Origin of the sequence: Enterovirga rhinocerotis (genome assembly GCF_004363955.1) — a bacterium.
Taxonomy (GTDB): domain Bacteria; phylum Pseudomonadota; class Alphaproteobacteria; order Rhizobiales; family Beijerinckiaceae; genus Enterovirga; species Enterovirga rhinocerotis.
Genome location: NZ_SNZR01000013.1, coordinates 785221 through 804638 on the forward strand (window position 1 = coordinate 785221; position 19418 = coordinate 804638).

Consider the following 19418-nt stretch of genomic DNA (forward strand, 5'->3'; position numbering starts at 1 on the left):
CAGAATGCCCCGCCAGCCCGGCCGGCTCCCGTCCCTTCGCCGAGGGCTCCCGAGCCACCTCGGCACGTCAAGCGGCCGTTGGCAGGCCGCCCTGACGATCAACCGCCCGCTGCCTGATCCCACACCTGATCGAGAGAACCCTCAATGTCTTGGCGCCTTCACTCCGACCTCCGCACGAACCGCCTGGCCGACTTGTTCGAGCCCGGACACCTGCACTTTCTCGTCGGCTCGCCCGGCGCACCGGCGAGCGAGATCGCGGCCGACCTCGCCGTGGCGCTCGCTGCCGGTGCGCCCGGCAGCGGCCTTGGTCCGGACAGGTTCGGCAAACGCTCCGCCCTGGCTGGCTTCTTCGGCGTTCCTGCCGGTGCGTCGGTGCCGGTTGCCGTTGCCGTCGACGGGAGCCGTGCCGACCAGAACGCGCTCGACATCGAGGCCGCGCGCCTCGCCCGCGGCGTGACCACGCCGCTGCCGCTCGTGATGTCCGCCGCGCGGTTCGACCTCCTTCCGGAGCTCGCGGGCGGGGGCCTGCGCATCGCGGATGCTGCCGGTCTGCTCGGACGCCGGCCGCGCGTCGCCGTCCTCGATCGCATCCCGCTGGGGGGCGATGTCCGGACCCGCGCGGCCGGCGTGTTGCTCCAGCAGCGCGACATCAACCGCGAGACGGCGATCCTCGTCGTGACCGACGAGCCGCCGCCCGGCTTACTCTCGCATGGCTCGACCGTCCTTGAGGTCGATGCGGAGACTCTGACGCTGGCCCGCTCGCCCACGGGCGAGACGTGGCGGCGCCGGTTCACGACGGTCAGCATCGAGACGGGCCACGGCGAGGCGCTGGCACTGCGCCCTGGCCCGGCGGTAGATTACAAGCCCGAGCCGATCGTGGAGCCCGTCGAACCTCCTTCTGCGGCCGCCGAGGCGCCGTGGGTGCCTGCCATCCGGATTGCCGTCATTCCGCTCGGTCGACCGCTGACGCCCTCTGAGCGAGCGTCATGGGAAGGCTATCGGATCGTCGACGCAGAATCCCGTGCCGTGCCGACACGCGAAGATGTCGACACCGAGGGTCTGCACGAGATCACGATCGTTCCGACCGATCGCGACCCGCGCCGGGAGGAGGCGAGCCGGAAGGCCGGTGCGATCACTGCCACTATCCTCGACCGCGGCCTGGCCGACAGCGTCCGCGTCACGATCTCCGACCGGTTCGTCCCTTTCAGCCTCGCCGCGTGATCGCGGCGAAGGCCCCCTTTCCTCTCATTCGAGTTCATGTCATGTCCGATGGCTTTTCGGCTTCGCCGCTCGATCAGGTGCTGGCGGAGTCGCAGACGAAGCTCCGTCAGGCATCCACGGCGCCGGTCGGTCCCGCCTTCCAGTCCGACCAGCCCGAGCCGGCCATGCCCGAGCCCGCGCTGCTCACGGCCTTCGAGAGCACTGCTGATCGATACGGCATCCCGGTCGATGCGCTGCTCGCGATGGCGCAGAAGGACTCGAACTTCGACCCGCTCGCGCGCTCGCGCGGGATCGGTCCGAAGTCTCGCGGCATCGTCCGGATCAGCGACGACGATCTGACCCGGACCGGCATCAACCCCTATCAGCCCGAGCAGGCGCTCGGTGTCGCCGCCCAGAAGATCAAGGGCTACCTCGACAAGGGCATGTCGATGGAGGACGCCATCAAGGCGACCGTCGGCGGACCGAACAAGGAGACCTGGGGGCCGGAGGTCCAGCAGTACTACGACGACGTGATGGGCCGGGCCGGCAAGCTCGCCGACGCGCTCTATCCCGCGCAGCCCGAGCCGGCTCCCGCGCCTGCGGCCCCGCCCTCGGACGGCACATGGTATGGCGACATCGGGCGCGCCGTCGATCGCGGCGTCGGCTCCGTCATGAACATGCCGTTCGAGATCGCGTCCGCCATGGGCAGCGAATGGGCGGAGAAGCAGGCGAAGGGCGTCCGCGACTACAACGAGGAGAGCCGCAAGCGCGACAGTGCCGGGCTCCACGCGTCGCGCGAGGCCTTCGACAAGGTCGGCGGCCGGATCGGCAAGCGCATGAAGGAGGGCGACCTCGCGGGCGCCACCGGCTGGCTCTCGGCCATCGCCGACAACCCGATGGATGCGATCCGCGACTTCGGCGAATCCGTCGCCGCTATCGGCACCGACCCGCGCCTCCTGACGACCACGATCGCCGAGAGCGCGCCGAGCATGCTGGCCGTGGGTGCTGGCGGCGGCGTGGGCGCCGTCGCGGCCCGAGCGGCGGGCGGCTCGGCCGGAGCGGGCAGTGCGCTCGGCATCTTCCTCTCGTCGTCGGGCATGTCCGCTTCCTCGATCGCCGAGACGATCAACGGCGACGTGGACAAGATGAAGGGGTCGGACCTGCGCCGGCTCGCCCCGCAGGCGAAGACGCTCGAAGAAGCCAAGCGGACCGTCAAGCAGAACGCCTTCCTCACCGTCGAGACGCTCGCGGCCGCAGGACTGGCCGGGTCGATCGACCTCATCGGCCGCGGGGCCGAGAAGATGATCGCGGGCGGGCTCCGCGAGACCGGCGGCATTCTCCGCACGGCCGCGAAGGGCGCTGCGACCGAGGCGGCGCAGGAGACCGGCCAGTCCGCCCTTGAGGCCGCCGCTGGCGCACGAGCGCAGGACAGCTACCAGCCCGAGCAGGATAACTGGTCGGGGGTCCTGCGCGAGACCGCGGCCGGAGCGGTGGCGGGTGCCGGCATGGGCGCCGGCACGGGCGCCATCTCCGGCGCGCGCGGTCGGAACGATCATTCGAATCCGTTCTCGGCGCTCGACCCAGCAGTGCAGGCGGAAGCCGGGGACGGGTACGTGACCGCCGGCACTGTCCCCTCTGCGCCTACTCAAGCCAGCCCCGCGCCCTCCGAACCGGTGATGAAGCCGATCCCGCCGACTTCTCCCGAGACGGTTGCTCCGGCCTCCGCGCCGGCTGGGCCGCTTGCCCGCGCGCTCGACGTTGGTGCTCCTCAGTTGCGCGAGGTCGCGAAGCCGGCCGGCAGCGTCGTCGTCGTGACGGATGAGACCGGTCAGCGCGTCGGCCGCATCGTTGGCCAGGACTCTGACGGGATCATGTTCGAAGACGCCGACGGGGTGGTAGAACTCCTCTCGCCGGACGACATCACGAACGGCATTGTTCAGGTGACGACGCCGGAGGATGCTCCGCGCGTTCCCCAGGCGCCTGCCGCCCCTATCGTCGCGGAATCCGCAGAACCGGTCCAAGCCCCTGTCGCTGACACGACGGGGCTTGTCGCCATGGGCGGCGGCCTTGCTGGAGCGATCACCGACAGCTTCTACGGCGGCTGGTTCGACCTGCTCTCGCGGAAGGAGGGGGCGTCCAGCGCTTTTCGGGCCGAGCGCCTGTATCCGGCGACGCGCAGGGCATTCGATGCCGGAGAGATCACGTCGCCGGCCGACCTCAAGGCGTTTCTGGATCGCTCGGAGAAGGCGCCGGCTGAGAAAGAGGGCGAGACCCGACCGTTCGCGCCCGAGACCGGAGCGCTCGGCGTACCGCGGGCGGAGATGCCCCAGGTCGCGAGCGAGCACCATGGCGCGCTCGTCAACCACCTCAATGCGAAGGGGATCGCGCACGAGACCACGGAGGTCGATGCCGGCGCTCTGAAACCGACGCAGGCCGAATACGAGCCCGCGAAGGTGAAGCGCGCGAAGGCCGAGGGAAACGGCGAGCGCTCCGTCATCGTATCGAATGACGGCCACATCGTCGACGGCCATCATCAGGCTGTCGCGGCGGCCGAGGAAGACCGGCCGGTCAGGGCGATCGTGCTCGACGCCACGGCCGAGGAGGCGCTCGAAGCAGTCAAGGCGTTCCCGAGCGTTAGGACGGCTGGCACCTCCGAAGGCAAGGTGCGGGAAGTCGAAAAGACGCTGGCCGAGATGTCGGAGCCCGAGCTGCGCGAGCGTCTGAAATACGTCGCCGGTCAGGCCAAGGCGAATGGGGGCTGGGGCAAGCGTTGGATCGAGGCCCGCCGCGAGGTGGAGCGCGAGATCGGCAGGCGCCAGCGTGGCGCACAGAGCTTCGGCTCGCCTGTAGCGGCGAAGCCAGAGAAGCCGGTCGCCATGAAGGCAGCTTCGTCGAATGCGGCGCAGGCCGTGGTCGGGAGGTCGTTCGGATCGCCCGAGAAGGCCGAGGCGAGGCTCGCGAAGCTGAACCTCTCTGCCACCCATGAGGTCGTCCAGACGGGCAAGGTCCGTTGGGAGATCAAGCCGAGGCAGACGGCGGCCCCAGCGCCAACCGAGAAGCAGGCGCCCGCGCCTGTCGCCGCGCCCGCCGCCAAGCCATCCGCGAAGGAGAAGGCGGCTGCCGAGCGCGCCCGCATCGACGACTACTTCACGCCGGGCAACATCGTCCCGTCCTATGGCGGCGGTGCCGATCGCGTCGTCTCGTTCTCGCGCGGCAAGGATGGCGAGATCAGCGTCACTGTCGAGGCCGTCAGGAAGGACGGCGATCGATGGGTCGGCACCGGCGAGCGGCGCACGCACTCGACGCAGCCGGGTCCGCGCGAGCGCGTGATCGAGCGGGCATCTCCGAAATTCGATCCCGTCGGCGACATGGTGCAGGCGGAGGCCGGGCCGACCGCCGCCGAGCCCGAGGCGAAGGCGGACCCGTTCGCCGGCAACAAGCTGTTCACGTCCGACGCCGTCGCCAAGGCGCGGGCGCGCATGAAGAACAAGCTCTCGTCGCCGAAGCCGTCGGTTGCACATGGTGAGCCGGAGGGCATGTCATCGGAAGCCCTGTCCGAGCACCTCACGAGCGGCGAGGATGCCGCTCTGATCGCGAAGCTGATCAGTGCCGGCCACATCGTGCTCCACGACAACGCCTCCTCCCTGCCGGACGGGATCGGCGCGCCTGACGGCGTACAGGGCGTGACGATGGCGGATGGCACGATCCACCTCGTCTCCGGCAACCTGACGCCCGCGACGGCCCGGAGCGTGCTCCTGCATGAGATGTTCCACGCGGGCACCCAGCCTCTGATTGGCGAGCGGCAGTGGGGAGCGCTGCTCGATCGCGTGCGGCGGGCAACCGATGCGGCCATGGCCCGATCTCGTGCGGGCACGTCGCACGCCTCCGACGCCTTCTGGCGCGACGCGGGCGAGCGGGCCGGAGCGGCTGGGACGCCGACCGAGCACCTCGCCGAGGAGGTCGCCGCCTATGCGATCGAGAGCAGGGAGCGCGCGCCCGCTGGCCTCCGCGAGATGGCGGACAGCCTCGTCGGCCGGGTGAAGGCCTGGGTGCTCCGCACCTTCGGCCACCAGCTCGGCGCCGTGACGCCGAGCCAGCTTCGCGCTCTCGCGGTCTCCGCCCTGCGATCGTGGCGGGATGCGCCGATCGTCTCCTCAGATGGCGGCACGCGATACTCCGTAGCCGCCACGGTGGAGCTTCAGCCCGATCGGAAGGGGACGCTTTTCGATCGGGCGCAGCGGCAGGCGTCGTCCTTCCTGACCAACGCCATGGCCGGCAAGCTGACGCCCCTCGCGCTCGTGCCGACGCGTCCGCTCTTCATGGAGCTTGCTCGCGACCTGCCATCCGCGCGCAAATATCTCCGCACGAAGGAGGCAATGGACGCGATGCGCAACGACCTCTCCACCGAGGTCGCGCCGATCGTCGAGAAATGGGGAACCTTCGCGCTCCGCCACCGTGGAGAGAATCGGGCGCTCGCGGACCTGATGCACGACACGACCATCGCGCAGCTCGATCCGTCGGAGCCGCCGCGCCTCAAGGCCGGCGATCCGCGCCGCGCGGAATATCTCGCCCTGCGCCAGCGGTTCGAGGCGCTGCCGAAGGCCGCGCGGGACATCTATACAAAGGCGCGCGACTTCTACGAGGAGCGTGCCGACCAGAGCGAGCGAGAGGTCATCGCGAACATGCGCCGGGCCATCGACGCCGCCGCGAAGCGCGCCGATCGCGAGCACGCCGCCGAGATGCAGCGGATCAGCGACAAGGGCCTGACCGGCAAGGAGCGCGCCGAGGCCGTTGCCGAAGCCGATCGCAAGCGGACCCTGGCGCAGAGCCGCACCCGTCGCATGCGCAACGCACGCCTGAAGCGGCTCCGCGAGCAGTTCGAGAGCAACCGTCTCGCCGGCCCCTACTTCCCCCTGGCCCGGTTCGGCCGGTTCTTTGTCACCGTACGCGACGCTGACGGGAAGGTGGTCTCGTTCTCCCGGTTCGAGAGTGTCGGCGAGAGCGAGGACTTCGCCGCGCAGATGCGCCGGGACAGGGCCAACACCGTCGAGGTCGGCCTGATCGAGGAGAAGACGAGGGCCGAATCCTTCCTCGATCCGAAATTCGTGGCCGACGTGGATGCGATCCTCGACGCCGGTCATGCCTCGCTCGCGGTGCGCGATCAGGTCTGGCAGCGCTACCTCGAAACGCTGCCGGACCTGTCGATGCGCAAGAAGCGCCTCCACCGGAAGAACCGGGCCGGCTATTCGAGCGACGCGCTGCGCGCCTTCGCATCCTCCATGTTCCACTCGGCGCACCAGATTTCCCGTCTGCGCTATGGGCTGGAGCTGGGCGAGCACCTGGACGAGGCCGGGAGCGAGGTGAAGAGCGCGAAGGACCCGTATCGCTCCGGCGCCGTCTTCGACGAGATGAGGCGCGCGCACGACTTCACCATGAATCCGGACATCAAGGGCTGGTCGCATAACGTCACCTCGGCCGTGTTCCTCTGGACGATGTGGGCGAACATCTCGTCGGCCTTGGTCAACCTCGATCAGGCGTGGTCGAAGGGTGTGCCGGTGCTCGGCTTCGATGCGGAGACCGGCAATGTCGGAACGAGGCGCGCAGCAGCCTACATGGCAGCGGCCCTGGTCGATTTCCTCCGCGGCCGGACCTTCGTCGCGAACTCGCCCAGCCTCTCGGCGGACGAGCGGGAGGCGATCGGGAAGGCCTATGAGAGCGGCGTCATCGACAAGACGCAGGCTCACGACCTTGCCGGCGTCGCCGATCGCGGCGTCCGCTACAATCCCTTCTGGGCGAAGCTGATGAAGTTCGGCTCGGCGCCTATGCACCAGACCGAGCGCCTCAACCGCGAGATCACCTTCCTCGCCGCCTATCGCCTGGCACGCGATTCCGGGCTGGCGCACGATCCGGCCATCGTGAAAGCCGGCGATCTCACCTGGATGACGCATTACGACAACCAGGCCTCGGGCAAGGCTCGGCTCATGCGCGGGAGCACCGGCCGGGCCATCTTCGCCTTGAAGTCCTTCCAGGCGAACGTGCTCTACCGCCTGTTCCGCGATCTGCATCAGGCGACGCAGGACTTGCCGCCCGCCGAGCGCAAGGCGGCCATCGGTCGGCTGACCGCGACCATCATGCTGTCGCTCCCCATGGCCGGGTTGAAAGGCTTCGCGGGCATCTCGGTCCTGATGTCGATCGCGGGCCTGTTCATGGGCGCCGCCGGAGACGATCGCGATCCCGAGGAGGCGCTGCGCAAGGCGGTGCTGGAAGCGGCCGGGGACACGCTCATCGGGCAAGCCGCGGGCGGCATGCTGATGGACGGCATTCCCGGCTACCTGACCGGCACGAGCCTCTCCGGCCGCGTCGGCATGGGTGATCTCTGGTTCCGCTCGAACAACCGCGACATGAATGCGGAGCAGCAGTTCACCTACGTCCTTGAGCAATTGCTGGGCGCGCCCGTCGGCCTCATGCATCAGGTCTGGCAGGGCGGCGCGGACATCGCGAGGGGCAACGTCACTCGCGGGTTCGAGAAGATGGCGCCGGCTGCCTTGCGCAACCCGGTCAAGGCGGCCCGCTACGCGACGGAGGGCGTCCGCGACAAGAGCGGCGACACGGTCGTGGAGCGCGTGGCGCCGCAGGACGTGATCAAACAGATGATCGGCTTCACGCCGGCCGAGATCGCGGACCGCCACGAGCGGAACAATTTCCAGCACAACATGAAGAGCCGGATTCAGGGAGAGCAGGCTGCCCTGAGGCGCGCCGCGGCCGAGGCGCGCCGGGCCGGCGATCCGGACAGGCTCGCGAAGGCGATGGCCGAGGTCGACGCATTCAACGACCGCCACCCTCGCTATGAGGTCGACCGGCAGAGCATCAGGCGGGCGCAGCGAGCCATGGAGAGCCGGTCCCGGCGGAAGGAATTCGGCGTCGATCTGCCGACGAGCATAGCGCCGCTCATCCGAGAGAGCACGGCGCCATCGATCTACTCGCGGCGGGAGTAAGAGAAGCTGCCCCGACAGAGATACAGGCCGGCTGATAGGGCGGATGCCTCACGCGGGTACAAGGGCCTCGACACGAACTTGACCGAGCGGCAGGTGAAGCCGAGAACAAGGACATTCCGACGTTGACGTTGCCGGGCCGCCGGATCATCCGCGCCCGCCGAGGCGCCGTGGATGCCTGTCGTCCGGATCGTCGTCCAATGGCTCTGCCGCCAGCACCACGGGGCTGGCATGGGGTCGGTACAACTCTCGCGGCCGGCTTCAGGATTGGACGCCAGGCAGTTGCCTAAGGAATGCACAGATCGCATTCGGCCAATCCAAAACCTGATGCCGACGCAGTACAAAGTATTCAGATGGCGTCGGTTTCTCCTCGCGATAGAAAACCGCATTGCAAGCATATATCTGAGTGACGCTGTTGAGACCATCAGTTTCTTGATCGGCGAATGTTATCGCGGAGAGCCGTGGCCTCGTGCGGTACTGTGACGGTTTGTGAATGACAACGGCGATTCGAGGAGTGATAGGGCAAATGATGCTCAGGCTCCCCAGATTATAAGAGCCAGGAGCAAGGGTGCTATAGAATCCGTCCCCAAATATAAACTCCCTGTTTGGAGAATAAATGATAGCTACCTTGCCAATGTACGGAATATTCCGAGCATGATTTCGCTGAGTGCCTCTTAAGTTCATGGAGATCAAGTTGTTTTTTTCCTTTACTTTTATCGATCCCCGGAGGTGTTCTGCCGTCGCAACGGCTAGCGCTCGCGTCATTGGGCTCCGAACGGCCAACGAGATGACGCACTCAAGGAGCTGATCTATTTGCTCCGATGCCGCTTCGATCGGGATGTAACGATCTCGGAGACCGGCCTCAATGAGAGGAGGCCGGTCTAAACTCTGAAGCCACTCAATAACATGGGGGAAGGCCGAGTCGGGCCTGTCGAATTCTGGCTCAAATGTGAAATCCCACGGCGTGTCTTCGCCGGGATCATTCCCCAATCGCACACTGTGGCCGCCGCCAATCGCAGCGAAGTTAGCTGGATCAGACGATATTACTTCTCCATCCGGCTTCAGCCAATGGACGATACCCTCATCATTCTTCCAGTATCGAGATACGCCCTTTGGCCACCAATGGTGTTTGGACGCTAACGGATGGGCCATCGAGAAGCTCAAGCGCGGCACATAGTCCGCCAGCATCACTAAGAGTGCCCCGCGCTGCATCGCCCCGCAACTTAATCGAAGGTCGATATGCGCTTCGCCATCTTGGCGCTCACGCTGCGCAGGGGCGCCGCCGCCTCGGCCGGCGGATATGACCGCAATCTCGCGCGATATCTCGACGATCCGATCCACGGTCTCGCGCTTGGCGCCGGCCAGCTCGCGCGGCCTCGATCCAGATCGGGATAGCGGTCGGCGCTCTTGATGCCGATGTCCTCGCCCGTCCGGCGAGCCATCTCGACCGCCACCCAGGTCCAGAGACGAGCGTCTGCTCGATCGTCGCGCACGCGGGCGTCCTGTGCCCGCTGGCGAGCTTCGACATCGGCCAGATCGTCCACCCGTTCATGAGATCGGTCGCCTCGCGCTGGATGCGCTCCCGGGCCTCGCGGCGGTGGGCGAGCAAGACGGCGATCACGGCTGTCCGCTATCCGGATTGTCCGGTGCTCCAACGATTCCGTCATCGAGCTCTATGGATGGAATGTCGAGCAGGCTGCCGAATTCGACGGGCTCGCTGAGATATCGAAACCCCCACGGACTTAGGAGGAGCGCGCGCCTTCGAGCCGGTTGCTCGAAACGATGATCCCAGAGATCGTCAAGCTCGATTTGCTCCAATAGTTGTGCCATCCGGACCTTTGGCAAGGCAACCTCGTGGGGGGAGAATCCAGAATCCAGCATGTAATCAATAAATTCTGACGGCTGTTCTGCGGTTATGTCCCAAATTACTGAAAATACTTTACCGCCAAGCTGGCCATTGATCGCTTCCTGCCGCAGGAACTCCGGCGACGTTTCCGGACCCGGTGACGAGCTCGAAATGGAAAATGCGCCGGAGGCAGGATTTGCATGAACAGTCCAGGTCGCAGGAAAATTTTCGCTTAATCGACCGACAATTGTTCGCGATGGATGAAAAGAGCTTATGGAATTCGATACATATATTCTGAGGACATCGAAAAATCCTATGCCTTTTGTTAAAGCCAGATTCACCTCCTCAAAAGTCAACCTAGTCGCGAGGCCCCCATTGCGGCGTCGTAAACGCAAGCCATCTTCCCATATGACGTAGTCGGCATGGTAGATACCGTTACGAATATCGTCTCTAAATGCGCCCTCCAGAATCGATGACAGTTCCGTCATGCCGATTTCGTTCGCAGTTTTTGCAAGATTTCTGAACGTGGCATTTGCGTTAGGGCCGATAATTCTCTGCGGAGCAGTTCTTACTTTAACAAGATCATGGAACGGCCACAGAAGGTATGGCTTAAGAGTGATGATGCCCATCACATTTTTGATAGTTTCATAGACGCCACCCGCCTCTGCGAGCTGACAATAGAGAAATAACAAGACGCGAATCTCGGCTTTTGAGCGCGCGCGACCTTGCTCGGCACAAGATGATATCTCTCGGAACACCTCGTGTGCGGTGATAGTGGTCGACCAACCGGGGTCTTGCATGCCGCGAAATTCGCCGCTGAGCGACGCAGCAAAATCAAGCTCATTAACCTGCTTTGCGCAAGCAAACAGATATGCAAGATGTCGTGATAGCTTATTTAGGTATGTCAGCGAAGTCATAGGTAGGTCTCGGTGCGTTAAATTTGACATCATGCACGGGAATATTTTTTTAAGATCTACGCCGCCCGGAAAGAAGGCAACGGGAGCGGGTGGATCGGCGCTCCGGTGCGTAGCAACATAATGAGAACGAATGAGACGAGAGTCGAGTCAGCCGGCCGCGGCGACGCGCGTGCGGCCGGCTGACATGATCTCCCGAGGGGACTAGAACACGCGCGCCCGAGCGGCGAACTCTTCGACATCTTCAAGCGTTGCTTCGTACATGCGGCTATAACAGCCCAGAACGCCTATGTTGTCGTAATAACCTACGATGGTATATCCCGTGTCGAAATACTTACGAAGATGTGATCGCGCAGGCGTCTTTTTAAGACGGTAGCCGGCGCGGGCGAGCAAGCGGCGAACTCGATCTTCGCGAATCTTGATAGCAGACATGCAACGGTGTCCCTTGGTTGGGATTATCCACCGTTGCGCTGCGGCGATCAGACTGGCCTGCCTGTGGAATTGGGCAAGAGGTCCGGCGCACGAAGGCGCTGCCAAGGCTGGCATCTTGCGCGATCTGGATCGCGCGTCAATACCGGCATCCTGCCCTCGCTGCTGAGGGCGCAAAGCGCGTGTCGGCGCCCTAGTTCGATGGGCAGGCGGAGGGCACATGAAGGCTGAAATCGTGCCGGCGACATCCAAGCTACTGGATGAACTCGAAACTTGGCTCAGGGCGGAGAACGACGCCTACGAGGCGGCTTGCGAACGCCAAGCAGAACGCTGCCCAGAAATTGAGATTTTGGAGCGCGGATTCTTCTGCAATTGGAACATCGTCCGGCGGTCCTTCGAGCGCGATCCGCGGAATGTGCACGTTCTCCTCATGGACGGCGCGGCCATTGGCTTCGTTGACGAAATGGACATCCTAGAGGTCCACCCGAACTTCCGACGCCAAGGCCTCGGAGGGATGCTCGCCGACTTTATGATCCGCCGGGCGTTCGACCTGGGCCACAGCGTGGCTGTGATCGAGGTCGCGCCGGCATCTGCCCAGCCTTTCTGGGAGCGCATGGGGTTCACAATGGACGTGAACCGTCGGGGCGATGGCGGCGGGATCTACGCTTTCCGCAGGTTCGAGCGCCCCCAAGCTTTGGGAGCAGGGCCGCGCATCCCATACCGGATCGCCTTCCATGATCGGTCGCGCGACTGGGACGAGAGCGTTGAGCCGTTTTCGGTTTTCGAGGGCATGGGCGAGCAACAAGCCGATGGCTCGGTTCGGCTAGCCGAACGGGCCTACTGCTTCGATGCAACCCAACCGACATCCTTTGACTGCGTCGTCCGGGTTGAACTCGCGGGGAGGCTGCTCTTCGAGGACAAGGTCAAACGACGGGAGGCCCAGGATGTCGGCCTGGAAATCGACCCAGGCAGCATTTGCTATTTCGAGCACCTGACGCCCCAGCATTGAAGATGCTGACGCCCCTGGGCTCACCCGAGGTAGCGACACTCGCGCATCGCTAGGAAGCTTCAATGCCAGCGTCAGCGGTGCCGGTGCTTGCGTACGATCCAGAGGGCTACAATTGCCCAAGGATGGTTCACCCAAACACCGGCTCGGCGAGGTTATGCGAGGGCTGGCGGGGCAGCAAGGCGTGCGCGACAGTTGGCCTGTAGCCGGGTGAACTGAGCAGACCCCGGCGGAGAAGGCTCCAGCACCTACAACTAGCTTTGGTGGTCCTCATTAGCGAAGGCCGGCCACTTCACGATGAGAGAGACCAACTTCTCGACCGCGCATGGGTCGTGGCGACCTGTCTGCGCACGGGTTCCGCTCGACCTTCAGGGATTGGGCGGGGAACGAGACTGCGCATCCGCGCGAGGTTGCAGAGGCCGCGCTCGCCCATCTTGTCGGCGACGAGGCAGAGCGAGCGTACCGGCGAAGCGACGCTTCGGCGAAACGGCGTCACCTGATGGACGATTGGGCAAGCTTCGTCTGTGAGGAAGGCCACGAGGTCGTCGTGACCGATCACGATGTTAACGCCAATTCCCCGGCTCGGAGCGGGCGACGGCTCAGTCGGGTGGCGAGGCGCTGACCGAGCGATCCCGGAGCCCAGCCCGATCGCGCGTCCCACTTTGTCGCAGGAGGCATCATGAGCGCCCATGCCGAAAGTGGGGCCGAAAGTGGGGACCGCCTCCCATGCGTCTGATAATCGTCAACGAAATCAGATAGATAGCGGAAAAATTGGTCGGAGTGATAGGATTCGAACCTACGACCCCCACGTCCCGAACGTGGTGCGCTACCAGACTGCGCTACACTCCGCCAAAACCGCCGCGAGGCGGTGCATCCCGGTGATTCAGAAGAACCGCTGCGGGAGGCGCGATCCTATAGCGGGGGTGAGCCGCTTCCGCAAGCCGTTTGCGGCGCCTCAATGCGTCCAGGGCGCGGTGCGGTTGAACTTGAAATTGTCCGAGTAGGACATCAGCCGGCGCGACATCGCCTGCGGTTCCTCGACACGGTAGGAAATGCCCTCGCGCTCGGCATAGGCGATGGCCTCTTCCTTGGTCGCGAAGCGCAGCCGCAATTGCTGCGTCGTGTCCGCCGAACTCGTCCATCCCATCAGCGGCTCGATCTCGCGGGCGCTGGCCTGATCGAATTCCAGCAGCCATGTCTTGGTTCGGGCAAGACCCGATTGCATGGCGCCTTTCGCGGGCTTGTAGATACGGGCCGGCATGACGGTCGAAACGCTCCAGACATGACTGGTCGGGGCGGCCGGATTCGAACCAGCGACCCTCTGCTCCCAAAGCAGATGCGCTACCAGACTGCGCTACGCCCCGACGCTGTTTTCAGCGTTGGAACTCCTACAGATTTCGGCGCCGCACCGCAATGCCCGTCTGATGACGATGGGAACGCTACGGCAACGTATGGCACTGGTCGGTACCAGGATCCCCGACATTTCTCCCGACGCTGTTCCCCGCCCGTTCCGACCCTCCCCCTCACGGGAGGCGTCCGGACGGTCGCAGCTCTCTATGTTCAGGCCGAAGGCTGTTACGCCGATCTGGACGGCGTCGAGCCCTGGCCGGTCGAGCGGGATGCGCGGGCCTATGCCGGGCCGCATCCGGTCGTGGCACATCCGCCGTGCCAGCTCTGGGGCGCGATGGCGAACGTCAACTATGCGAGATGGGGCGGCGAGCATAATAGGCCGGGCAATGATGGAGGGTGTTTCGCCGCAGCGCTGGCAGCGGTGAGGAGGTGGGGCGGCGTCCTCGAGCATCCAGCGACGTCGCGGGCCTTCGCCGCTCACGATCTTCCTACGCCACGGGGGGTAGGCTGGCAGCGCTCAAGTTGCGGTGGGTGGGTCTGCGAGGTTTGGCAATCGGCCTATGGCCATCGCGCGAACAAGGCGACGTGGCTGTACGCCTTCGGGACCGGGCTCCCGCCGCAGTTGGACTGGCGGCGCCCGGTCGGGACGCATCAAGTCGGATTCCAGGACCAGCGCGGGAAGGCTCGCAACAAGCCGACGCTGCCCAAAGCTGAAGCAGCCGCCACCCCTCCCGCCTTCCGCGATCTTCTGATCTCGATCGCTAGGTCTGCCCTCACGGGAGGCGTCCGATGAGCGCCTGTCCGTCCTGCTGCGATCGGGGCTCCGTGGTCGATCTTCACGCCATGGTGGAGCGACCGTGCGCCATGTGTCGCCGAGATGCTTACGAAGCATGGTGCGCGACGCTGAGGCCACAGACCCGCCGTCTCGCCGTCCTCGACGGTAAGGGACGCTGCTGCGGCCGGAAGCCCCTTGTCTATAAGCGCGACCGTCATCGGTTCTGCACCCGATGCAGCGCCAGCTTCGACCTGAGCACGGGACGGCAGGTGCCGAACTGGGCCTGGATCGCAGAGGGTGACGCCTTCGTCGCGAAAACCCCTTCCGCAGAGATCGCCCGCTCTCTCCCCGGAGGCGGACATGGGTAGCCGGATATGGGTGGTCGTCCAAGATGACGGCCTTGGCACGCCACTGGCGGGCTTTCTCTCGCAGGCTGAAGCCGATGCCTACGCGAAGCACCAGCAGAGCGACTGGTATTCGCACTCGGTCAGGGAGGTGCCGCTGATGCGCTTCGTGCCGGCGGTGATCGAGCCGACCGAACTCCCCACCACCCCGCCCACAGGAGAGAGCCATGGATAGGCCGAAGCGAGCCCAGCTTTCGAGGGCGAAAGGCTGGAGAATGCCGCCGAACACCGTGAAGGTCGACCGGACCACTAAGTGGGGGAACCCCTACCGGGCCGGGATCCATTGCGACCGGTATCACGCCGTCGACAGCCACCGACACCTCTGCCTCTTCGGGCGCCGATCGAAGGGAGCGCCTTGGCCGGATCGGGACGAGGCTGAATACGTGCGCATCGTGCGAGACGAGATCGGCGAGCTTCGCGGCAAGAACCTCGGTTGCTGGTGCAGCCTGGAGAGCCCGTGTCACGCTGAAACGCTGCTCGACCTCTCCAACCGTCCGGTCTGCGAATCCATCGAGGGAGAGAAGAGGTGAGTGAGGTCAGCCTAACCGACAGGCAGCGCCTGGACATACGGGCAATTCGCTCGAACCCTGGCTGTTACGGGGTTCCGCTCGATCAGGGGCAGGAACACGACGATCAGCAGTTTCATGACCTTGAGCGGCGTGGTTTCATCGAGCGCCGGAAGGTCGACGGCAAGTGGGGTTTTTACCTGACCCCTGCCGGCATCGCGGCAGCCGCAAAGAGCCGCCCATGACCCTCGTCCGCGATCTACGCGCAGACGGACGGCCTCTGTCCTTGAGAGCGGCAGAGGAGATCGAACGCCTGCACCGACAGCGCGTCTCCGCGATCCAGAGAGCCAAGGGAGAGCAGAAACGGGCTGAGCGCCTTCAGGCCGAATTGCGTGAAAGGAGAGCGTGATGGGGTTCAACACAGTCGCCGTGCTTTATAACGACCACACACACCGGATCGCGGAAGGAGGCGAGTTCGGCGCTAGCATGGCGGCCGCCATGCAAGGCTGGCTCAGACGCGACAGAGACCGTCTCGCGACGTGGTTTGGCTCCGGCATGATCGTTTCCCAGGCGCACGCCGATTACGATCAAGTCGTCATCGTCGGCCAGAACAGAGGCTGCCCAATCCACGAAGCGAACGATCTCGGATGGCAGGCCCTCGATCAGATGAAGGATTGCCTTGAACGCCACGGCTACAAGGTGACGAAGCGTCGCGAAATCAGGAGGCCAGGATGACGTCGATGATCGAGGTTGTGGCGAGGGCGATATGCGTCCCTCAGGGGGTCGACCCTGACCAGCCCGTCGCAGACGACTACGTGGACGAAGACGGGGTCCCTGGCTCCCTCACCATACCGGCTTGGCAGAACTACGCGGAAGAGGCCCGCGCCGCGATCGAGGCCATGGCGGCAGATATCCGCGATGAGGAGATCTCGCGCGCCGCCGGGCAATGGGCATTCCGCCTAGCCTATACATCGAAGCCCCAGCCGCTGAACGAATTCGAAGCGGGCTATCGCATGGGCGCCAAGCGGGAGGGTGCGAGCCTGCTGGAAGCTGACGCCGCCCGCGCAGCACTGGAAGGAGAGCGTGATGGCGGGTGAGGGAGACGATCTCGGCGACCGTATGAAGGGGTACGAAGCTGTCGAGACAGGTCGCCGGCTCCCATCCGGGATGCCCATCTATGCGCGGATCGACGGCCGCAGCTTCTCCCGATTCACGCGAGGGATGCACCGCCCCTTTGACGAGCTGATGTCGCAAGCGATGATCTCCGCGACGGGACATCTGGTCGAAACCACCGGCGCCGTCATCGGCTACACGCAGTCGGACGAGATATCGCTGGTCTGGCAATCCGATCCGGCGAACCCGGCCTCGCAAGTCTTCTTCGACGGCAAGGTCCAGAAGCTCGCGTCGGTGCTCGCTGGTATCGCGACAGCCGCCTTCACGCGAGCCATCTTGGCATCCGAGCTATCCTCATACGCTGAGAGGCTTCCCCACTTCGACGGGCGCGTCTTCAGCGTCCCCGACCGGGACGAGGCGACCAACGCCTTCCTCTGGCGGGCCCTCGACGCTGAACGAAACGCTGTCCAGATGGCTGCGCACGCGGTCTTTTCGGCCAAGGCGATGTTCAAGAAGCCGGTGCGCGAGTTGAGGAAGATGCTGGCGGAGAAGGGCGTCGACTTCGCCGGCTACCCGCCGTGGTTCAAGTTCGGAACCTTCGTCCGGCGGGCCGTCGTTGAGCGCACCCTGACCGATGAGGAGCTGGCCCGGATTCCGGAAGCCAATCGCCCCACCGCAAGTGCCACCTTCCTGCGTGGCGAGACGAAAGCCTTTCAGGTGCCGGCCTTCGTCGAGGTGGAGAACCGAGCGGCCGTCATCTTCGATGGAGCCGAGCCGATCTACCGAGATGGCGCCACCTCATGACCCCGACCGCCCGCATCCAATCTCTGATCGCCAAGACAGAAGCAGATCGCCTCTCCTACAAGGCAGCAGGAGATCACGTCTTCGCAGCAGCGTGTGCGATCAGGCTGACTGCGCTGAGGCAGTGCCTGGAGATCGTGAAGGAGGCTTGAGGTCAGCCGACCAACGTGAGCCGCGGGCGCCCGGCCGTAACCGGCTCCGGATCCGGCGGCGGCTCGTGCGGCGGCTCCGGATGGAGTAGGTCCCGATAGTAGGCTCGGCAGTAGCGGGCATATTTCCGGCGGCGCGTCAGCGGCGGCACCTGCCACGGGCATGACCGAGTGATCCGGTAAAGCAGGAGCTCGAGGTTCACGTCAGGACCGAACCGAGCCGCCAGTCGCGCTAGCCGATACGACCCGTGCCGCGGGCAGTCCATGCAGGCGATCCGCACCGTGACATAAGGGAATTGGGCCAGGGTTCGCGGCAGTACGGGCTCATCCATCAGCGTCTCCGGACTCGACTCTCCGACGCGGATGTTCTTATTTCGTTCCATGCCCGATGAAAGCCCTCCGTCCGGATCGGACCGACGATCCGCCATCACAGACGAGGACGTGGACGCCGTGCTGGCGGAGTTCGGCGGCGATGCCCGCGCGGCCCCGATGCACCTCTCGTGGCACGCCGTGCCGGACAATCCTGAGCAAGAGGGCTCGCTCTACGACGAGGAGATCCGCACCGGCCACGTGCGCTATCTGGATCTAGGGCCGCCTCGCTGGGACGCGCCGAACCGAGATCACCTTTGGAACTGGTCCGTGTTTGCCTTCGTCTGGCCCCGGCCGGCGATCGAAACGGGCGGGAGGTGCCTCACGAAAGAGGAAGCGAAAGCAGCGGCCGAAGCAGCCTATCGAGCGATCTGCGATATCCCCGGCGCTCGGGACATGCACATGACCCACAACCGCCAGCTGGAACGGATGAGGGCCAGGGCTAAGGCCAGGGCTCAGCGCGCCTGATCCTTCTTCTCCCCGCGGGCGACGATCTCGACCATCTCCGCCGGCAGCGGTCGTTGAAGCGCCGAGGCTTCGGACCATGGAGCACGAAGCCAGGCGTCACGCTCCGCCTCGGTCGTCAAGATGACCGGCATGGCCTTCGGATGGATGGACGCGACCGGCTCGCTCGGCTCGGTCGTCAGGAAGGCGAACAGGTCGATCGTCTCCGGCCCGGTCTTCACCTTACGCACCGAGGTCCATTGCGGCGTCCAGATCCCGGCGAAGGCCGCGAGCGGACGGTGCTCGCCGAACGCGAACCAAATGTCGCCGCCGGCCCCCTTGTTGAACTCGCTGAAGGAGGTGAAGGGGACGAGGCAACGATGCGCGGGCTCGAGCCAAGCCTTCCAGTGCCGGCTCGCCGTGTTCCGAACGTTCGTCGTGCCCTTGTCAGGCTCCAGGCGGAGAAGCTCGTCGAAGTCGACCTCGCGGCCCTTCGCGCGGAGCTTGTCGGCGCGGGCGCTCGCAGCTTCCATGAGCGCCTTCCGGCTCGACGGCATGCCCCAGCGCGCCATCGCGAGGACGCGCTCGTCGCCATCGACCCGAACGATCGGCGCCGCATAGTCTGGGAACACGCCCGGCAGCGGCGGCAGGTTGCCCGTCAGGTCGCGATCGACCCGGAACAGCCGCCGGATCGCCTCCTGGTTCGTCGTGACGCTGTAGAGGTTGCACATGCTGGCGAGGGTAGCGGCCGGCGAGCATGACCGCTAGCGACCCGAGGCAGACGGCAGACGACTACTGCTGCGGGAGCGCAGCGATCAGTTCGGCCGCGAGAGCCCGATCCTCGTCGGATGTGGCCTGAACTGCGGCGCGCACCATCGTTGCAGTCGCTGGATCGTTCTTTGCCGCTTGAAGAACGGCCCGCCCGAGCGCGGCCTGCATCCGGCCCGGCGAATGGCGCGAAGTCTGATACGTGGTGCCGGGCTGGAAGAGCAGATAGAGCAGCGTCAGCAGCAGGACGATGACGAGAAGGAGGGCGGCGACCAAGATCTTCATGCCGCTCTTTATCACATGTGGCCGTCGCTCCGGTACGAGCTAGCGGCGGTCCGGCGCCAATTCAACC

Annotated in this window: 16 protein-coding genes, 2 tRNA genes and 1 pseudogene; 11 read left to right on the plus strand and 8 right to left on the minus strand. The window is 65.2% G+C overall.

Annotated elements, in window-relative coordinates; all coding sequences use genetic code 11:
- The first annotated feature begins 270 nt into the window (after positions 1-270).
- Together EV668_RS15385 and EV668_RS15390 are read left to right on the plus strand one after the other, a co-directional pair.
- Positions 271-1221 carry a hypothetical protein gene (locus tag EV668_RS15385; protein WP_133771505.1) on the plus strand — a complete coding sequence of 317 codons (951 nt, stop codon included), beginning with the start codon at positions 271-273 and terminating at the stop codon, positions 1219-1221.
- Positions 1222-1262: 41 nt separating this feature from the next.
- Positions 1263-8195: a PLxRFG domain-containing protein gene (locus EV668_RS15390; RefSeq protein WP_133771507.1), complete on the plus strand. Its 6933-nt coding sequence runs from the start codon at positions 1263-1265 to the stop codon at positions 8193-8195.
- Positions 8196-8453: 258 nt separating this feature from the next.
- On the opposite strand, the gene EV668_RS15395 is transcribed toward EV668_RS15390, so the two are convergent.
- The 3 genes from EV668_RS15395 to EV668_RS15405 all read right to left on the minus strand — a co-directional run bounded on the left by EV668_RS15395 (position 8454) and on the right by EV668_RS15405 (position 11384).
- The gene (locus EV668_RS15395) at positions 8454-9533 is read right to left on the minus strand and encodes a hypothetical protein (protein ID WP_133771509.1); all 1080 of its coding nucleotides are present in this window, start codon (positions 9531-9533) and stop codon (positions 8454-8456) included.
- Positions 9534-9809: 276 nt separating this feature from the next.
- Positions 9810-10955: a hypothetical protein gene (locus EV668_RS15400; protein WP_133771511.1), complete on the minus strand. Its 1146-nt coding sequence runs from the start codon at positions 10953-10955 to the stop codon at positions 9810-9812.
- A gap of 201 nt (positions 10956-11156) precedes the next feature.
- On the minus strand, positions 11157-11384 hold the full coding sequence (locus EV668_RS15405; protein ID WP_133771512.1) for a hypothetical protein: 228 nt from the start codon (positions 11382-11384) through the stop codon (positions 11157-11159).
- Positions 11385-11601: 217 nt separating this feature from the next.
- Here EV668_RS15405 and EV668_RS15410 point away from each other — a divergent pair, with 217 nt between their 5' ends.
- Complete coding sequence (locus EV668_RS15410; protein WP_133771514.1) at positions 11602-12390, plus strand: GNAT family N-acetyltransferase; 789 nt, start codon at positions 11602-11604, stop codon at positions 12388-12390.
- Positions 12391-12724: 334 nt separating this feature from the next.
- Positions 12725-13009, plus strand: a pseudogene (locus tag EV668_RS25370) (hypothetical protein); the annotation flags it as partial.
- Positions 13010-13159: 150 nt separating this feature from the next.
- Here EV668_RS25370 and EV668_RS15420 read toward each other — a convergent pair.
- The 3 genes from EV668_RS15420 to EV668_RS15430 all read right to left on the minus strand — a co-directional run bounded on the left by EV668_RS15420 (position 13160) and on the right by EV668_RS15430 (position 13751).
- A tRNA-Pro gene (locus EV668_RS15420) sits at positions 13160-13236 on the minus strand.
- Positions 13237-13342: 106 nt separating this feature from the next.
- Complete coding sequence (locus EV668_RS15425; RefSeq protein ID WP_133771516.1) at positions 13343-13648, minus strand: ETC complex I subunit; 306 nt, start codon at positions 13646-13648, stop codon at positions 13343-13345.
- Between the two features lie 26 nt (positions 13649-13674).
- A tRNA-Pro gene (locus tag EV668_RS15430) sits at positions 13675-13751 on the minus strand.
- A 1121-nt stretch (positions 13752-14872) separates the two neighbouring features.
- Between EV668_RS15430 and EV668_RS15435 the strand changes: the two genes are divergently transcribed.
- From EV668_RS15435 to EV668_RS15470, 7 genes are all read left to right on the plus strand, one after another.
- Positions 14873-15091, plus strand: a complete 219-nt coding sequence (locus EV668_RS15435) for a hypothetical protein (protein ID WP_133771518.1) — start codon at positions 14873-14875, stop codon at positions 15089-15091.
- A complete protein-coding gene (locus EV668_RS15440) occupies positions 15084-15446 on the plus strand; it encodes a DUF4326 domain-containing protein (protein ID WP_133771520.1) in 363 nt (120 codons plus the stop codon). The genes EV668_RS15435 and EV668_RS15440 overlap by 8 nt, the downstream gene beginning before the upstream one ends.
- Complete coding sequence (locus tag EV668_RS15445; RefSeq protein ID WP_133771522.1) at positions 15443-15667, plus strand: hypothetical protein; 225 nt, start codon at positions 15443-15445, stop codon at positions 15665-15667. The genes EV668_RS15440 and EV668_RS15445 overlap by 4 nt, the downstream gene beginning before the upstream one ends.
- Positions 15668-15830: 163 nt before the next feature.
- Positions 15831-16157: a hypothetical protein gene (locus EV668_RS15450; RefSeq protein WP_133771524.1), complete on the plus strand. Its 327-nt coding sequence runs from the start codon at positions 15831-15833 to the stop codon at positions 16155-16157.
- Positions 16154-16519 carry a hypothetical protein gene (locus EV668_RS15455; RefSeq protein ID WP_133771526.1) on the plus strand — a complete coding sequence of 122 codons (366 nt, stop codon included), beginning with the start codon at positions 16154-16156 and terminating at the stop codon, positions 16517-16519. The genes EV668_RS15450 and EV668_RS15455 overlap by 4 nt, the downstream gene beginning before the upstream one ends.
- Positions 16509-17339: a tRNA(His) guanylyltransferase Thg1 family protein gene (locus tag EV668_RS15460; protein ID WP_133771528.1), complete on the plus strand. Its 831-nt coding sequence runs from the start codon at positions 16509-16511 to the stop codon at positions 17337-17339. Before EV668_RS15455 ends, EV668_RS15460 begins: the two co-directional genes overlap by 11 nt.
- Positions 17340-17926: 587 nt before the next feature.
- On the plus strand, positions 17927-18322 hold the full coding sequence (locus tag EV668_RS15470) for a hypothetical protein (RefSeq protein WP_133771530.1): 396 nt from the start codon (positions 17927-17929) through the stop codon (positions 18320-18322).
- On the opposite strand, the gene EV668_RS15475 is transcribed toward EV668_RS15470, so the two are convergent.
- Positions 18310-19029 carry an SOS response-associated peptidase gene (locus EV668_RS15475; protein ID WP_133771532.1) on the minus strand — a complete coding sequence of 240 codons (720 nt, stop codon included), beginning with the start codon at positions 19027-19029 and terminating at the stop codon, positions 18310-18312. The two genes, EV668_RS15470 and EV668_RS15475, sit on opposite strands and share 13 nt — an antisense overlap.
- A gap of 61 nt (positions 19030-19090) precedes the next feature.
- Complete coding sequence (locus EV668_RS15480; protein WP_133771534.1) at positions 19091-19351, minus strand: hypothetical protein; 261 nt, start codon at positions 19349-19351, stop codon at positions 19091-19093.
- Positions 19352-19418 lie beyond the last annotated feature (67 nt).

Bases quoted from the DNA above. Each gene is read 5' to 3' on its own strand.
- EV668_RS15405 (WP_133771512.1), bottom strand. From the start codon at position 11,384: ATGTCTGCTATCAAGATTCGCGAAGATCGAGTTCGCCGCTTGCTCGCC.
- EV668_RS15390 (WP_133771507.1), top strand. From the start codon at position 1,263: ATGTCCGATGGCTTTTCGGCTTCGCCGCTCGATCAGGTGCTGGCGGAG.
- EV668_RS15455 (WP_133771526.1), top strand. From the start codon at position 16,154: ATGACGTCGATGATCGAGGTTGTGGCGAGGGCGATATGCGTCCCTCAG.
- EV668_RS15435 (WP_133771518.1), top strand. From the start codon at position 14,873: ATGGGTAGCCGGATATGGGTGGTCGTCCAAGATGACGGCCTTGGCACG.
- EV668_RS15400 (WP_133771511.1), bottom strand. From the start codon at position 10,955: ATGACTTCGCTGACATACCTAAATAAGCTATCACGACATCTTGCATAT.
- EV668_RS15475 (WP_133771532.1), bottom strand. From the start codon at position 19,029: ATGTGCAACCTCTACAGCGTCACGACGAACCAGGAGGCGATCCGGCGG.
- EV668_RS15460 (WP_133771528.1), top strand. From the start codon at position 16,509: ATGGCGGGTGAGGGAGACGATCTCGGCGACCGTATGAAGGGGTACGAA.
- EV668_RS15440 (WP_133771520.1), top strand. From the start codon at position 15,084: ATGGATAGGCCGAAGCGAGCCCAGCTTTCGAGGGCGAAAGGCTGGAGA.
- EV668_RS15410 (WP_133771514.1), top strand. From the start codon at position 11,602: ATGAAGGCTGAAATCGTGCCGGCGACATCCAAGCTACTGGATGAACTC.
- EV668_RS15480 (WP_133771534.1), bottom strand. From the start codon at position 19,351: ATGAAGATCTTGGTCGCCGCCCTCCTTCTCGTCATCGTCCTGCTGCTG.
- EV668_RS15450 (WP_133771524.1), top strand. From the start codon at position 15,831: ATGGGGTTCAACACAGTCGCCGTGCTTTATAACGACCACACACACCGG.
- EV668_RS15425 (WP_133771516.1), bottom strand. From the start codon at position 13,648: ATGCCGGCCCGTATCTACAAGCCCGCGAAAGGCGCCATGCAATCGGGT.